General features: G+C 60.6%; 12 protein-coding genes. 5 read left to right on the forward strand and 7 right to left on the reverse strand.

The genetic code is table 11. The annotated features are described in order from the left end of the window. Window positions 1-111: 111 nt before the first annotated feature. The 5 genes from LT948_RS26550 to gmhB form a co-directional block, all read right to left on the reverse strand. Window positions 112-2,529, reverse strand: coding sequence for a DEAD/DEAH box helicase (locus LT948_RS26550; protein WP_049311444.1), 2,418 nt, complete (start codon window positions 2,527-2,529; stop codon window positions 112-114). 437 nt (window positions 2,530-2,966) lie between these two features. Beyond that, entirely contained in the window at window positions 2,967-5,183 is a 2,217-nt protein-coding gene (locus tag LT948_RS26555) for a hypothetical protein (protein WP_023092221.1), read from the reverse strand. A 140-nt stretch (window positions 5,184-5,323) separates the two neighbouring features. Continuing rightward, entirely contained in the window at window positions 5,324-5,539 is a 216-nt protein-coding gene (locus LT948_RS26560; RefSeq protein WP_016852303.1) for a hypothetical protein, read from the reverse strand. Window positions 5,540-5,756: 217 nt separating this feature from the next. Continuing rightward, entirely contained in the window at window positions 5,757-6,530 is a 774-nt protein-coding gene (locus LT948_RS26565; RefSeq protein WP_019485165.1) for a lysophospholipid acyltransferase family protein, read from the reverse strand. An 11-nt stretch (window positions 6,531-6,541) separates the two neighbouring features. Next, window positions 6,542-7,078, reverse strand: a complete 537-nt coding sequence (gene gmhB, locus LT948_RS26570) for a D-glycero-beta-D-manno-heptose 1,7-bisphosphate 7-phosphatase (RefSeq protein WP_023092222.1) — start codon at window positions 7,076-7,078, stop codon at window positions 6,542-6,544. Window positions 7,079-7,409: 331 nt separating this feature from the next. Here gmhB and LT948_RS26575 point away from each other — a divergent pair, with 331 nt between their 5' ends. Further along, window positions 7,410-9,116, forward strand: coding sequence for a di-heme-cytochrome C peroxidase (locus LT948_RS26575; RefSeq protein WP_019485166.1), 1,707 nt, complete (start codon window positions 7,410-7,412; stop codon window positions 9,114-9,116). A gap of 56 nt (window positions 9,117-9,172) precedes the next feature. On the opposite strand, the gene glyS is transcribed toward LT948_RS26575, so the two are convergent. Both glyS and glyQ read right to left on the reverse strand, forming a co-directional pair. Beyond that, a complete protein-coding gene (gene glyS, locus LT948_RS26580) occupies window positions 9,173-11,227 on the reverse strand; it encodes a glycine--tRNA ligase subunit beta (RefSeq protein WP_023980069.1) in 2,055 nt (684 codons plus the stop codon). Then, complete coding sequence (gene glyQ / locus LT948_RS26585) at window positions 11,227-12,174, reverse strand: glycine--tRNA ligase subunit alpha (protein WP_003097276.1); 948 nt, start codon at window positions 12,172-12,174, stop codon at window positions 11,227-11,229. The genes glyS and glyQ overlap by 1 nt, the downstream gene beginning before the upstream one ends. Before the next feature lie 103 nt (window positions 12,175-12,277). Between glyQ and LT948_RS26590 the strand changes: the two genes are divergently transcribed. From LT948_RS26590 to LT948_RS26605, 4 genes are all read left to right on the forward strand, one after another. After that, on the forward strand, window positions 12,278-12,829 hold the full coding sequence (locus LT948_RS26590) for a DNA-3-methyladenine glycosylase I (RefSeq protein ID WP_003097280.1): 552 nt from the start codon (window positions 12,278-12,280) through the stop codon (window positions 12,827-12,829). Between the two features lie 144 nt (window positions 12,830-12,973). Next, window positions 12,974-13,861: a lysophospholipid acyltransferase gene (locus LT948_RS26595; RefSeq protein ID WP_003097282.1), complete on the forward strand. Its 888-nt coding sequence runs from the start codon at window positions 12,974-12,976 to the stop codon at window positions 13,859-13,861. Between the two features lie 84 nt (window positions 13,862-13,945). Further along, entirely contained in the window at window positions 13,946-14,212 is a 267-nt protein-coding gene (locus LT948_RS26600; protein WP_003114645.1) for a PilZ domain-containing protein, read from the forward strand. Window positions 14,213-14,358: 146 nt separating this feature from the next. Further along, the gene (locus tag LT948_RS26605) at window positions 14,359-15,012 is read left to right on the forward strand and encodes a 7-cyano-7-deazaguanine/7-aminomethyl-7-deazaguanine transporter (RefSeq protein WP_003097286.1); all 654 of its coding nucleotides are present in this window, start codon (window positions 14,359-14,361) and stop codon (window positions 15,010-15,012) included. Window positions 15,013-15,028 lie beyond the last annotated feature (16 nt).

Here is a 15,028-nt window from a genome sequence, read left to right on the forward strand (position 1 = left end):
CTGCCGTCTCCTGCTCGGAAAACGGACTCTACTAAGTTTGACGTGATACTGAAATCGGGGGGCAGGTCATCAGTAACCTGTTGATTTACAGGGGCAAGAGATCTTTTCGGGCTAGTGGATGTGTGTCCATCCTGCGGAGGCCCAGTCCAAATTCTCGGGTATTAGATAGCGGTTACTGGCATTAGCCAGTCGCTGGTTAGCCATTTCTTCAGCGACTTTGAACAGCAATTTGGAGGTATCAGTATCGGGGCTCTGGGGGCTGTGCTCGGCAGGTGTCAGCAGCCATTGGCTGGCCTTTGCAGGGTTCAGCTTGGCTTTGCCATCGTTCACCTGAATGGCTACAAACTCTTGCCGCATCCGTTTTCCCTGAGGGCCTTGCCAGCGCAGCATGGCTCCAAGCAGAGCACCCTCTTCTAGTTCTGGTGCTTTGAGCATTGCAGCCAGACCGCCAAAGTCGTACTCGCAGGCTTTGCCCAGCAGGTACTGCATCAGCTTGGAGTTGAGGTCGAGCATGTGGGTGTCTGGGCGATTGGCTGCCAGCATGCGATCCAAGGTCACATCCATACGCCGCGAGGCCTTCGGGGATAGCCCCATGTCGCGCATCACCTGCTCGGACAATCTGATACGCAAAAGCCGCTCTTTGTGGCTGCGCTCAGCGACCTCAATGCCCAATTGATCGAACATCCCAAGGACGAAGCTGTAGAGATGATCGACAGTAATTTCGAGCTCATCGCGCAGTTCATTGGGGTCGCTGGTGGCGGCATGGGCAAACAGCTCTCGTTGTTTAGCAGCAGCAGTACGCGCCTGCTTCAGCGCTTCGTCGATGCGCTCACGGGTGCGGTCTATGCCGAGTTTTGTTGCCTCTTGCAGGATGTCTTCTACGTCAATTAGCTCGGCCAGCTGGCCTAGGATTTCATCCTTCAAGCCTTCGTTGAACTCATGCCGCTGAATCTCGGCGAGGTCGGTAACCACGCTGTCGATGCGCTCATACATTAGGTCGACGATGTTCTGATCCAGGCTGTCGGTTTGCTGGATGTTGAACACAACAACCTTCTTTTTCTGGCCATAGCGATACAGGCGGCCAATGCGTTGTACGAGGCGCATTGGGTTCCAGGGCAGGTCATAGTTGACCATGACGTGGCATTTGCTCTGGAGGTTGATGCCTTCCCCACCTGCTTCGGTCGAAATCAGAAAGCGGCCTTGCTCCTCGAAGCGCTTGATGGCCTCGCGTCGCTCAGCATGTTGCATGGAGCCATTGATGAGCTCGACCTGGTCGCTGCCATAGTGGTCAGCAAGTGCTTCGCGCAGATAGTTTTGAGTGGTGCGGTATTCGGTAAAGATCAGCACCTTCTCATCGGCATTGGCAGCGTGGATCTTGCCGATGATGTCCTCGATAAACAGCTTTAGTTTGAGGTCGTTTGCTTTCAGTGCTGCTGCTTCGGCAATCAAGTCTTTAAGCAGCTGCACTTCACCAGCGAAGAACTCGCGGGCATCACTGGTGAACTGTTCTTCCCATTCACCCAGATAACGTTGGTCTCTGGGCTCTTCATCCGAGAGTCCGTTGGCCTCATCGTCGAGCAGGCGCTGAAGGCGGTTGCACAACGCCCGGTGAATAGCCGCCGCGCTGGAGGCTGCCAGCTTGCGGTAGACGGTCATCACGAAACCAATGGCGTTACCGGTTCGCCCCAGTGCTTCACCCGCGTCATAGCCTTTGCGCAGATAGTCCTGAAGGGTTTTATCGAATTCGATGGATTCCTTACTGCTGGGCACCTGCAAGGCACTGGTAATTTTGCCTTGGAAGATGAAGTTCCCTTCTGCATCCGTTACATCCGCCTTGTGATTGCGGAACACCATGTCATGTAGGATTTCTGGCTTGATGTTGAGAGCCATGAGGTCGGTGCGTCGCTCGGGGCGAAGCAGTTCCAGCAGCGCGACAAACTTGTCTTGCATGCCCTGGTGAGGGGTCGCACTTAGCAAAAGCATGTGCTCGGTTTGACTACGTAGGCTTTTCGCCAGGTCATAGCGCTCAGAGCTGTCCAGCTTCTGGCCGTACTGGCGACGGCTGAGTCGATGGCCTTCGTCAAATATCACCAGATCCCAGAGCTCAGCCTGGAGCAGGCTCTCCAAGTGACCCTCCTGCTTGAGTCGATCCATGGAGCCAATGACACAGTCGTGCATCTTCCATTGGCGAGGTTCGTTGATGAAAAAGTCCTCACCATAGATTTCAAAGTCTTCGATCTTGAACTTGTGGTACAGCTCTTCCTGCCACTGCTTGGTCAGGCCGGCGGGGGTAACCAGCAAGATGCGTTTGATCAGGTCTCGTTGCCGTAGCGCATGCAGGAGCATTCCGGTCTCAATGGTTTTCCCAAGGCCCACATCGTCAGCGATCAACCAGTTGTAGTTGCCGGAGGCGATAATGTGGTGTACCAAGTGAATCTGATGAGGTAGCGGTTCAATCTCTAGGTGAGAAAGGGCCCCCGTGTTTTCATTCCATACCTTGATGGCATGGGCGAGCATGCGCAGTCGCATGCGTTCCGCATCGACCGCTTCGCCTTTACTGGCAGTGACAAACCGATGCTTAACGCCCTTCACCTGACGCAGGTACTGATAGGGCAGCCAATGGCGTTCGCCTCGCTCAGGAAAGTCGACAAGGACTTGCTCGCTTCCCGCCAAGGTACGTTGCTGCATGATCACGCCCTGCCCTAGTGAGCGAACACCGCTACCAGGTGTTTCGTCGACTACGTCCATGCCATTTTGAAAGCCTGAGCGCACGGCAGATGCATCGACATAGGCCAGTTTCTTCTCCGGACTGAACCAGTGAACCTGAAGCTGATCTTCGGCTTCTTTAGCAATGGCCATTTTGACGATACCCCGGCGTTCGCCCTGGCCGCTGGGTAGAGTCTGGCTGACCCAGCAACCAGGAACGTGGGAGAGTTTGAGGGGCTTCATGGGCTAGTCCTTTATCCTTACGGCTCAATGCTTGGCGAAGGTTGGTCGATATTCTGTGTGTGCAAGGCAGATGCGAGCGGTGCAGCTGACCATTGAGGCACAGCCGAATCCTCTTCAACACCGTCGATACCTGCGGTGTCATCCTCGATATCTGAAAGAGGTTCTGTGTCTGCGGGATCAGCCTTCACCTGCTTTCTTTTCCCTGAGGCATTAAGGCTTGGCTCTTCTTCTCTGACATAGGGCTTGTCACTGAAGTAGCAACTGGGCTCCTGGGGATGCTTTGTCTGGAAAACACCAAATTCCCGCAGGCGCTCGGCCTTCTCGATTTCTAGCGTGTCGCAAAGTCCCAGATCACCGTATTCCTCAGCTGGTAGCTCGCGAGGATCATGGAAATCAAAGTGCTGGCTGGCGGGCAAGCAACCTTCCAGGTTGGCAAACCTGAACCATAGGTAGCGTGCAAAGGCTTTAAACGCGCGGCGCAATGTGCTGTTTTCGTACCAGGACGCAAATAGGTTTTCGAGGAAGACCTCGATCTCTTCTACCTGGGGAAGCGACTCAAAGGAGCGCACGATCAGCAGCGCTGTCGGCCAGGACAGAACGTAGTAGGACAGGCGACTACTGCCGGTTTTATCGAAGGCGATCCAGTAGATATCGTTTTCGGCCCAGATCACTTTGATGTGCGCAGCAAGGATCAGCTCCTCAGGAGTGAGCCCCTTTTCGATCTCTCTCTCCAATGCAAGACGAGTTGCCCCCCAGCCGCTCATGACAAAAATCTGCTGAACCAAGGGCAGTGTGCTGAGTGGCCAGTTGGCTTTTCCAATCAGTTCCGCAGCTTTCTGAAGTGCGCGATCTTCACGGGAAAGCTTGTCTGCCAGCCAATCAGTGGATTCGGCTGCTGACGGCTCCTCATTGTCGAAGACTTCATCCGGGTCAAAGGCATAGGCAGCGTAGTCATCGTCTAGATCACGGAAGTCATCCAGAGCGGCGTTGGTGTCCCCGTCGTGTTCTTTGCCCAGCTCGATGATGGTCAGATCATGCAGGTCATGATCGAAGTCGATGTCATCTTCAGGGTCTTCAAGCCCCAGGCCCATTTGCACCGGACTAGGTACGTCCAGCTCAAGTTCATCTTGAGGAAGATCATCATCGTACTCGTCGAGGATCTCGTCATGAACCTCGGAGGGGATGACAGGTTCTTCGGATACTGGAGCAGTATCCGGCGGCTCGGGTAGCTCATCAGTGTCTGGCCCCGGTGGGCTCAACGGTGATGTAGGGATGATTCTTAGAGGTCGTCCCGATTTATTGAATACTTTGACGCTGGCCTTCGATTCGCCGGGCTCAGTGGGTTTTCTTGGCAAGCCAAGTTTGAGAAGGGGCTTTTTAGGAGTTGGTGAAGAGGTCTCGTCTTCATCTACCTGTTCCACCACATCTTCTGTAATGGCCGGGGCTGCATCAAGAGCGTCGGTCTCCTCACCAGCATCGGTGAGTTCAGTCGTTTCAATAGAGGCGGGTTCAACATGGTTTTCCCACCAACCGTCCTGGTTTAAGGGAGGGAGCTGGGCAGAAGCCTGTTGAATGAAACTGAGCTCGTTGTCGACTGCCACAGTCGAGGTCTGGGCACTGGGCACCGATGGGAGTTCCAGTGTCGCCAATGACGTGGCTGAGTCATTTAGAAATGCCAGGTCGCTAGCTGTCGGTAAGTCGTCTTCTGAATCTAGATCTGGCTCTACAAAAGCCTCTTGTTGGCGTTTTAGCAGTAGTGCACGTTGCATTGCCTTGGCCCCGTCAATAGGGCGGCGTTGCAGCATGTACACGCGGCTGAGTAGGTTCAGAAAGTCAGGCTCTTCGCTTGTATCGATAGCCTCAAGCAGGAGTGACTCAGCCGCTTGCAATTTGCCAGCGGCGACGAGGTGATTGACGTCTTGTAGCAGAGTCTCTTTGTTGTGTTGCTTGCTCTTAAGCGAAAGGGGTTGGGGGGCGCGACTTTTCTTGAAATGCAGAATGAGCTCAAGACGGCGGCCGATACCTGCTGCTGCCTGGTGGCTTTTAAGGAACTCACTGAGAAGCGTTCGGGCGGTGGCGTGCTGCCCTTGGGAAATTAGAAGCGCAACTGCTTGAAGCAGACCTTCTGAGGAATGACCTTTCAAGCACGCGCGAATCTTCGTCTCCAGCTCATTTGGATCCGATGCGGCATAGCTCCACAGTTCGTCTAACAGCGCTTCCCAATCCATTTCCATACCAATTCCGTGAGGACACAGCCCAGACCTGCACAAATCGTGGCGTGTAGGGCGCGCACTACCTCATAGGAGTGGGCCTGTGTCGTCTATCACATTATCCAGACCGACCTTGTAGGTAAAGGCAAACAGCCACTACAACATTAAATTCTTGTCTGCACGGCCAGTGCTCGCTCGTTGCCGGATTCACTCACTTCAATGCGTCTTGAAAGCTGTATCAACTGCGCTTCATGGGCTCGAAGCATGGCTTTAAGCTCTGCGTTTTCATGTTCCAGCCCAATGATCGTGCGGAGGCGTAGCTCGCTTATCTGGGTCTGGCCGCTGAGCAGGGTTTGGATGGCCAGAATGTTCTGGTGCATGACCAGGCCAATCTATCCCGAGACTGCGAGGGCGAGAACCACTAGCTCTCCATAAACCCACGGCTCCATGTGTGGGCAGCGGACGCCGGTCGATTCGGTCGATCGTTGCCAACCGGCCTTGCTTTGTGCCTCGCGTGAAAACAAGAAGCCCCGCTATGGCGGGGCTTCTTTTATCGAATCGGCGCACAGTGCGCCTTGCAGGGGGCTTTGCGGCCCTTCACGAGACCACCGACGGCTCCGGATGGCTGACCCGCTGCTGGATGGGGCTGATCTCGGCCATGGTCTCGCTGACCCAGGCTTCGGCGCGCTGGTTTAGCTCGGCGATGGCACGCGGGCCTTCGCCTTCGGCGTGCATGGCCGGGCCGATCACTACCTGGATGGTGCCCGGGTACTTGGCCCAGCCGGCCTTGGGCCAATACTGCCCGGCGTTGTGGGCGATCGGCAGTACCGGTAGCCCGGCGTTGACCGCCAGGGCGGTGCCGCCGCGGGAGAACTTGCCCATCTGCCCCACCGGAATACGCGTGCCTTCCGGGAAGATCAGCACCCAGGCGCCTTTCTTCAGGCACTCGTCGCCCTGCTTGGCCAGTTGCTTGAGGGCCAGCTTGGGCTGGCTGCGGTCGATGGCGATGGGCTTGAGCAGGGCCAGGGCCCAGCCGAAGAACGGCACGTAGAGCAGCTCGCGCTTGAGTACCTGGCTGAGTGGCTCGAAGAAGCCGGAGAGGAAGAAGGTTTCCCAGGTGCTCTGGTGCTTGGAGAGGATCACGCAGGGCTTTTCCGGGATGTTCTCCAGTCCGCGCACCTCGTAGCTGATGCCGGCGACCACGCGGGTCAGCCAGATCGCGAAGCGGCACCAGTTCTGTACCACGAAGCGGTAGCGGGCGCGGAACGGCAGGATCGGCGCGATGAAGAAGCTGAGGGTGCCCCAGACGAACGCGCTGGCGGACAGCAGCAGGTAAAAGAGGACGGTTCTGATGGCCTGCACTGTCGACATGTATTCTGACCTTACTGAAGTAATGCGCTGGCGACTGCCGCCAGATCGTCGAATATCAGGGTGCCCTCTGGCAAGGGCTTGCCCAGCGTACGTACACCTTTTCCGGTCTTTACCAACACCGGCTGACAATCGACGGCCCGCGCCGCCTCCAGGTCACCGATGCTGTCGCCGACGAACCAGATACCCGACAGATCGACCCCGTAGTGCTCGCCGATCTGCCGCAGCATACCCGGCTTCGGCTTGCGGCAGTCGCAGCCGTCGTCCGGTCCATGCGGACAATAGACGATGAGGCCGACCTCGCCGCCCTGCTCCGCGACCAGTTCGCGCAAGCGCGCGTGCATGGCCTCGAGCACCGCCAGGTCGTAATAGCCACGGGCGATGCCGGACTGGTTGGTAGCCACCGCGACGGTCCAGCCGGCCTTGCTCAGGCGGGCGATGGCCTCGATCGAGCTGGGGATGGGGATCCACTCGTCGAGGGTCTTGATGTAATCGTCGGAGTCGAGGTTGATGACTCCATCGCGGTCGAGAATCAGCAGGGAACGGGACATCGATGCGCAGTTGGCCATGAACGGAAAGGATCGATTCTACCTCAGCCAGCCGGAGCATCGCGGATGGATCGACGAGCCCCCTACGCTGGACAATCTGTACTAGATTCAATAATGGCAATGGAATGGCAATCCCAGGCCAGGGAGTCATTTGGCACGCAGCAGTGGGTGTCTCGGAGTACGTGCGAACCCCTTGGCGGGTGGATCACCGGAGTAACGCAGTAAGCGCCTATCGCATGCCAGCACGGCCGACCGGCCGTGTTTCCACCACAGGTGGAGCGGGCATGACGACGGGGAGTTCCGGGGCGTCTGCCCGTTCCCAAGGACGGTAACCGTGAAACGCCTGAAAAAGACACTGCACCTTTCAAGCTTGTCCCTCGCTTCCCTGGCTCTTTCTTCCGCCGCCCTGGCGGCCGCTCCGGTCATGCTCGACCAGGGCAAGGAATGGACCGAAAGCCACCGCCAGGACTTCTACAGCCGCGACCAGGGCTCGCAGGTGATGCCCCTGCCCTGGCTCAAGGCGTTGCGACAGCCGGATGGAACGCCTTTCCTCGCCGACAGCCTGGCCCGCTACGGCTATTTGCCCAATCCCAAGGCGCCCGCGGAAGGCCTGCCGGTGGGCTTCACCGTAGCCGGCACGGGCGCCCGGCAGATGGTCGGCATGACCTGTTCGGCCTGCCATACCCGGCAGATCGAGGTGAAGGGCACGGCCTATCGGATCGACGGCGGTCCGGCGATCGTCGACTTCCAGGCATTCCTCGCCGACCTCGATCGGGCCGTGGGACCGCTGACCAGCGATGACGCCGCCTTCGACGCCTTCGCCAAGCAGATCCTCGGGGCCAATCCGCCTCCCGGTGCGCGCGACGCCCTGCTCGCGGCGGTGAAGGAATGGTACGAGCCCTATCACACGCTGATCGAGCGCGCGCTGCCCAAGGACACCTGGGGACCGGCGCGGCTGGACGCGGTATCGATGATCTTCAACCGCCTTACCGGGCTGGATATCGGCACCGCGCCGCCCTACCTGATTCCCGACAACATCAAGGCGGCGGATGCGCCGGTGCGCTACCCGTTCCTGTGGAACGCGGCGCGGCAGAACAAGACCCAGTGGCCCGGCTTCGCCGCCAACGGCAACGACCTGCTCGGCCTGGCGCGCAATGTCGGCGAGGTCTACGGGGTGTTCGCCACCTTCCACCCGCAGAAGAGCAAGTTCCACCTGCTGGGCATGGACTACCTGAAGGTCAACTCGGCCAACTTCCACGGGCTGGGCAAGCTGGAAGACCTGATCAAGAAGATCGGCCCGCCGAAGTGGCCCTGGGCGGTGGACAAGCACCTGGCCAGGAAAGGCGCGCTGATCTTCGCCCGCAAGACCGACGAAGGTGGCTGCGTGGAGTGCCACGGCATCCGGATCAAGGACCTGGTGCTTTGGGACACTCCGCTGAGGGACGTCGGCAGCGACAGCCGCCAGCACGCCATCCTCGATGGCCAGGTGCAGACCGGCGTGATGGAGGGCGCGCGGATGCCGTTCGGCCAGCCGCTGAAGGCGACCGACGGAGCCTTCGACGTACTCGCCGTAGCGGTGGCCGGTTCGATCCTGCAGCACTTCGTGCCGATCCTCGGTGAGAAGCACGATGCCAAGGCGGCGGCGGTCAAGCCGGAAAGCGTGATGACCGACGAAACCCGGCAACTGCTGACCGCCTTCCAGAAGCCGGTGCGTACCCAGGCCGACCCCTACCCCTACGAGTCGCGGGTCCTGCAGGGGATCTGGGCGGCGGCGCCGTACCTGCACAACGGCTCGGTGCCGACCCTGGAAGAGTTGCTGAAGCCGGCCGCGGAGCGGGTGGAATCCTTCCCGGTGGGCTCGGCCTACGACGTGGACAAGGTCGGCCTCGCCGCCCAGCAGACCCAATTCGGCAGCTATGTGCTGAAGACCACCGGCTGCGAGCAGCGTGATTCCGGCAACAGCCGCTGCGGCCATGAGTACGGCACCAGCCTGTCGGCCGAGGAGAAGCGCGCGCTGCTGGAGTATCTGAAGGTCCTGTAGTGAAAAAGGCCCGGTGTCGCGAGGACGCCGGGCCTTTTCTTCGAGGCGGGACTGGCTCAGCCGAGCAGCGAGATGTCCGCCACCCCGAGGAACGACCCGCGCAGCTTGGCCAGCAGCGCATAGCGGTTGGCGCGCACCGCCGCGTCGTCGACATTGACCATCACATCGGCGAAGAACGTATCCACCGGCTCGCGCAAGGCCGCCAGGCGGGCCAGCGCGGCGCGATAGTCGCGTGCCGCTGCCAGCGGCGCGACTTCGCTCTCGGCGTACGCCACGGCGCTGCCCAGGGCCTTCTCGGCGGCTTCCACCAGCAGGCTGGCATCCACGTTCGGCGGAACCTCGTCCTCGGACTTGGCGAGAATATTCGACACCCGTTTGTTCGCCGCGGCCAGGGCCTCGGCTTCAGGCAACTGGCGGAAGGCCTGGACGGCCTGTACGCGCTGGTCGAAGTCCAGCGGCGAGCTTGGCTTGAGCGCGCGCACCGACTGGTACACGGCCACGTCCACGCCTTCGTCCTCGTAGCGCGCGCGCAGACGGTCGAACACGAAGTCCAGCACCTGCTCGGCCAGGCCGGCGGCCTTGACCTTGTCGCCGTATTGCTCGACGGCGGCGTTGACCGCGGCTACCAGGTCCAGGTCGAGCTGCTTCTCGATGAGGATGCGCAGCACGCCCAGCGCGGCACGGCGCAGCGCGTAGGGGTCCTTGCTGCCGGTGGGAAGCATGCCGATGCCGAAGATACCGACCAGGGTATCGAGCTTGTCGGCCACCGCCACGGCGGCGCCGGTCAGGGTCGAGGGTAGCTCGGCGCCGGCGCCGCGCGGCATGTACTGCTCGTTGAGGGCCAGGGCGACGTCTTCCGCTTCGCCGCCGTGGGTGGCGTAGTAGTAGCCGGCGATGCCCTGCATCTCGGGGAACTCGCCGACCATCTCGGTCGCCAGGTCACACTTGGACAGGATGCCGGCGCGCGCGGCGTTCTGCGCATTGCCGCCTATACGTTCGGCGATGTAGGCGGCCAGGCCGGAGACGCGCTGGGCCTTCTCGAACACGGTGCCGAGCTGGGCCTGGAACACTACGTTGCGCAGGCGCTCATTGAAGCTTTCGAGCGGCTGCTTCTTGTCCTGCTTGAAGAAGAACTCGGCGTCGGTGAGGCGCGGGCGAACCACCTTCTCGTTACCGCTGACGATGTTCTCCGGCGCCTTGCTCTCGACGTTGGCGACGGTGATGAAGCGAGGCAGCAGCTTGCCGTTGGCGTCCAGCAGGCAGAAGTATTTCTGGTTGTCCTGCATGGTGGTGATCAGGGCTTCCTGCGGGACCTCGAGGAAGCGCTCCTCGAAGGAGCAGACCAGCGGCACCGGCCACTCGACCAGTGCAGTCACTTCGTCGAGCAGGCTCGGCGGCACGATGGCGCTGCCCTGTTGCTCGGCGGCCAGTTCGGCCACGCGCTTGGCGATCAGCTCGCGGCGCTCGGCGAAATCGGCCAGCACATGAGCGCCGCGCAGGTCTTCCAGATACGCTGCCGGGCTGGAAATACGCACATTGTCCGGATTGTGGAAGCGGTGGCCACGGGATTCGCGCCCGGCTTTCTGGGCGAGGATCTCGCACTCGACCACGTCGTCGCCGAACAGCATCACCAGCCATTGGGTCGGACGCACGAACTCCTCGCGGCGAGCTGCCCAGCGCATCCGCTTGGGAATCGGCAGTTCGTTCAACGAGGCCTCGACGATGCCCGGCAGCAGGCCGGCGGCCGGTTGGCCGGCGATGGTCTGGCTGAAGCGCAGCTTCGGACCGCTCTTGTCGATCTGCTGCAGATCCACGCCGCACTTCTTGGCGAAGCCCAGGGCGGCCTGGGTCGGGTTACCGCTGGCGTCGAAGGCGGCCTGCAGCGGCGGACCGTCTAGGTTGACGGTACGGTCGGGCTGCTGCACGGCGAGTTGCTCGACCAGCACGGCGAGACGGCGCGGCGCCGCATAGAAACGCGCAGCGGCATAGCTCAGACCGGCAGCCTTGAGGCCCTTCTCGATACCGCTGAGGAAGGCTTCGCCGAGGCTGTTGAGGGCTTTTGGCGGCAGCTCTTCGGTGCCCAGTTCGACCAGGAAATCCTTGGCGCTCATCATTCGGCCTCCTTCAGCTTGGCCAGTACTTCGTCACGCAATTCGGGGGTGGCCATGGGGAAGCCGAGGCGCGCGCGGGCCTGCAGGTAGCTCTGCGCCACGGCGCGGGCCAGGGTACGCACGCGAAGGATGTAGCGCTGGCGCTCGGTGACCGAGATGGCGCGCCGCGCATCCAGCAGGTTGAAGGTATGCGAAGCCTTGAGGACCATCTCGTAGGTCGGCAACGGCAGCTCCAGCGCGATCAGGCGGTTGGCTTCGCTTTCGTAGAAGTCGAACAGTTCGAACAGCTTCGGCACGTTGGCGTGCTCGAAGTTGAAAGTGGATTGCTCCACCTCGTTCTGGTGGAACACGTCGCCATAGGTGACCTTGCCGAACGGGCCGTCGGTCCAGACCAGGTCGTAGACCGAATCCACGCCTTGCAGGTACATGGCCAGGCGCTCCAGGCCGTAGGTGATCTCGCCGGTGACCGGATAGCACTCGATGCCGCCGACCTGCTGGAAGTAGGTGAACTGGGTGACTTCCATGCCGTTCAGCCAGATTTCCCAACCCAGGCCCCAGGCGCCGAGGGTCGGCGATTCCCAGTTGTCCTCGACGAAGCGGATGTCGTGGACCAGCGGGTCGATGCCGATGGCTTTCAGCGAGCCGAGATACAGCTCCTGGAAGTTCTCCGGGTTCGGCTTCAGGACCACCTGAAACTGGTAGTAGTGCTGCAGGCGGTTGGGGTTCTCGCCGTAGCGGCCGTCGGTGGGGCGGCGGCTCGGCTGGACGTAGGCGGCGTTCCAGGTCTCCGGGCCAATGGCGCGGAGGAAGGTGGCGGTGTGGAAGGTGCCGGCGCCCACTTCCATGTCGTAGGGCTGCAGCACCACGCAGCCCTGCTCGGCCCAGTAGTTCTGCAGGGCGAGAATCAGGTCTTGGAAGGTGCGCACGGCGGGCGTAGTCTGGCTCACGAAATTCACCTGTGCTGAGGCTTCGATACAAAACGCGGAAGTATACCCGATTCCCGCGCCGCCTCGCCCGTCCCCCGATCCCTGGAAAACCACGGAAAGCCTTATGCCACGCTGCTTCTGGTGCAACGACGATCCTCTCTACATGGCCTACCACGACGAGGAGTGGGGTGTGCCGCAGCGCGATCCCGACGCGCTGTTCGAACTTCTGCTGCTGGAGGGCTTCCAGGCCGGGTTGTCCTGGATCACCGTGCTGAAGAAGCGCGAGCGCTACCGCGAGGTGCTGTTCGGCTTCGACGTGCAGCGGGTGGCACAAATGAGCGACGCTGAGATCGACGAACTGATGCTCGACCCCGGCATCATTCGCAATCGGGCCAAGCTCAACGCTGCGCGGCAGAACGCCCAGGCCTGGCTGGAGCTGGATGACCCGGCTGGGTTCCTCTGGTCCTTCGTCGGCGGCCAGCCGAAGATCAACCATTTCGCTGGTCGTGCCGAGGTGCCGGCGATTACCCCGGAAGCCGAGGCCATGAGCAAGGCGCTGCGCAAGGCCGGCTTCAACTTCGTCGGGCCGACCATCTGCTACGCCTTCATGCAGGCCAGCGGCATGGTCATGGACCATACCCAGGACTGCGACCGTTACGCCCAACTCGTCGGCTAGCCGGGCGCTCCCTGATGGATGCGTTCGGATGTTCCACGTGGAACATCGGCGCGCAGCATAGCTGGTCGCCCCGCTTCCTTGGCTGCCGCCCTCGCCCTTCTTCCTGGCGTACAATGCGCGTTCGAGTCGAGCGAGGAGTGTTTCGTGGAGAAATTCAAAGGTGCCCTGGTGGTGGGGGCCCTACGCCTGTTCGCGCTATTGCCCTGGCGTGCCGTACAAGGCGTCGGGGCCGGCATAGGCTGGCTGATGTGGAAATTGCCGAATCGATCCCGCGAGGTAGTGCGGATCAACCTGTCCAAGTGCTTCCCCGAGTTGTCCGAAACCGAACTGGAAAAGCTGGTCGGACAAAGCCTGATGGATATTGGCCGTACCCTCACCGAAAGTGCCTGTGCCTGGATCTGGCCGCCTGAAAAGTCGCTGAGGTACATCCGCGAGGTCGAAGGCATGGAAGTGCTGGAGGAAGCGCTGGCTTCCGGCGATGGCCTGGTCGGCATTACCAGTCACCTGGGAAACTGGGAAGTACTCAACCACTTCTATTGCTCTTACGCCAAGCCGATCATCTTCTATCGTCCGCCCAAGCTGAAGGCAGTGGACGAGTTGCTGAAGAAGCAACGCGTGCAATTGGGCAATCGCGTCGCACCTTCCACTCCGGAGGGTATCCTCAGTGTCATCAAGGAAGTGAAGAAAGGCGGTTGCGTAGGGATTCCCGCCGACCCCGAGCCCGCGCGTACCGCTGGGCTCTTCGTGCCCTACCTGGGCACCACTGCATTGATCAGCAAATTCGTCCCGCAGTTGCTTTCACGCGGCAAGGCGCGTGGAGTGTTCTTCCATGCGGTGCGCCTGCCCGATGGTAGCGGTTACAAGGTGATCCTCGAAGCGGCTCCGGCGGACATGTACGACAAGGACCTGGAAGTGTCTGTAGCAGCCATGAGCCGCGAGTTGGCGAAGTATGTACGAGCCTATCCCAGCCAGTACATGTGGAGCATGAAGCGCTTCAAGAACCGCCCGGATGGCGAGAAAAAATGGTACTGAGGAAAGGGCGTCGGAAGACGCCTTTTTCATATCCGGGTACTATGCTCAGCTCTGCCGCCTCCTCCGCAGGTTCCGAGGGACTCGATGGATAATCAACGACAATACCCACGAACCCCGCTCAAGTGCCGAATCCGTATCAGTCACCCGTTATTTGGCGAGCTGATGGCGCAGACACGCGACCTCTCCGACACCGGGGTCTATGTCAAACACCCGGATCTGACCCAGCTCCCAACAGGCAGTGTCGTTACTGGCCAGGTACAGGATCTGCCGATCGACGCGCCGATCCTGCAGATGGAAGTCGTGCGAGTCGATGCGGAAGGCGTCGGCCTGCGCTTTCTCAGCGAAGCCTGAACGGTGATGTTCCACGTGGAACCCCAGGCATGAGCCACTGATCACAGAGTGGGCGAAACCGCTGCCGGTTATCGGCTAGAATGCGCGCCGCTCGGCATGGTGCCGGGCATGGGTTCCCTCACCCCATCGCGCAAAAAGGACAGTACATGTCAGCTTCTTCTCCGGCGGCCTGGCGCGGCACCCTGGCCGGCCTGATCGCCTTCCACATCTTCATCATCATCGCCAGCAACTACCTGGTGCAGTTGCCGATCACCCTGTTTGGCTGGCACACCACCTGGGGCGCCTTCAGCTTTCCGTTCATCTTCCTGGCTACCGACCTCACCGTGCGCTTGCTGGGCAAGGGCCCTGCCCGGCTGGTCATCGCCCGGGTCATGATCCCGGCGTTGATCGCCTCCTACGTGGTCTCGGTGTTGTTCCAGGAAGCGGCGTTCCGTGGTTTCTCCGCGCTGCTGGAGTTCAACACCTTCGTCGCACGGATATCCCTGGCAAGCTTCCTCGCCTATGTGCTCGGGCAGATCCTCGACATCCAGGTATTCGACCGCCTCCGTCGTTCCCGGCACTGGTGGACCGCGCCAGTCGCCTCGACCATCCTCGGCAACCTGCTGGACACCTTCACCTTCTTCTTCGTGGCGTTCTGGCGCAGCGACAATCCGTTCATGGCGCAGCACTGGGTGGAAATCGCCACGGTGGACTACGGAGTGAAGCTGAGTATCAGTCTTCTGCTGTTCGTGCCGCTCTACGGCATGCTACTCAACGGCATCCTGAAGATGCTGCCGGGGCGGCCGCAGAGCAACGCTTGAGGCTCATCGAGGCAGT

This window comes from Pseudomonas sp. CP-1 (assembly GCF_021213715.1).
Taxonomy (GTDB): Bacteria; Pseudomonadota; Gammaproteobacteria; order Pseudomonadales; family Pseudomonadaceae; genus Pseudomonas; species Pseudomonas aeruginosa.

What these genes read in the sequence shown, in the direction of transcription:
- LT948_RS26550 (WP_049311444.1), bottom strand. Translation starts at nt 2,529, where the DNA reads ATGCGACTGCGCATGCTCGCCCATGCCATCAAGGTATGGAATGAAAAC.
- LT948_RS26555 (WP_023092221.1), bottom strand. Translation starts at nt 5,183, where the DNA reads ATGGAAATGGATTGGGAAGCGCTGTTAGACGAACTGTGGAGCTATGCC.
- LT948_RS26560 (WP_016852303.1), bottom strand. Translation starts at nt 5,539, where the DNA reads ATGCACCAGAACATTCTGGCCATCCAAACCCTGCTCAGCGGCCAGACC.
- LT948_RS26565 (WP_019485165.1), bottom strand. Translation starts at nt 6,530, where the DNA reads ATGTCGACAGTGCAGGCCATCAGAACCGTCCTCTTTTACCTGCTGCTG.
- gmhB (WP_023092222.1), bottom strand. Translation starts at nt 7,078, where the DNA reads ATGTCCCGTTCCCTGCTGATTCTCGACCGCGATGGAGTCATCAACCTC.
- glyS (WP_023980069.1), bottom strand. Translation starts at nt 11,227, where the DNA reads ATGAGCGCCAAGGATTTCCTGGTCGAACTGGGCACCGAAGAGCTGCCG.
- LT948_RS26590 (WP_003097280.1), top strand. Translation starts at nt 12,278, where the DNA reads ATGCCACGCTGCTTCTGGTGCAACGACGATCCTCTCTACATGGCCTAC.
- LT948_RS26600 (WP_003114645.1), top strand. Translation starts at nt 13,946, where the DNA reads ATGGATAATCAACGACAATACCCACGAACCCCGCTCAAGTGCCGAATC.
- LT948_RS26605 (WP_003097286.1), top strand. Translation starts at nt 14,359, where the DNA reads ATGTCAGCTTCTTCTCCGGCGGCCTGGCGCGGCACCCTGGCCGGCCTG.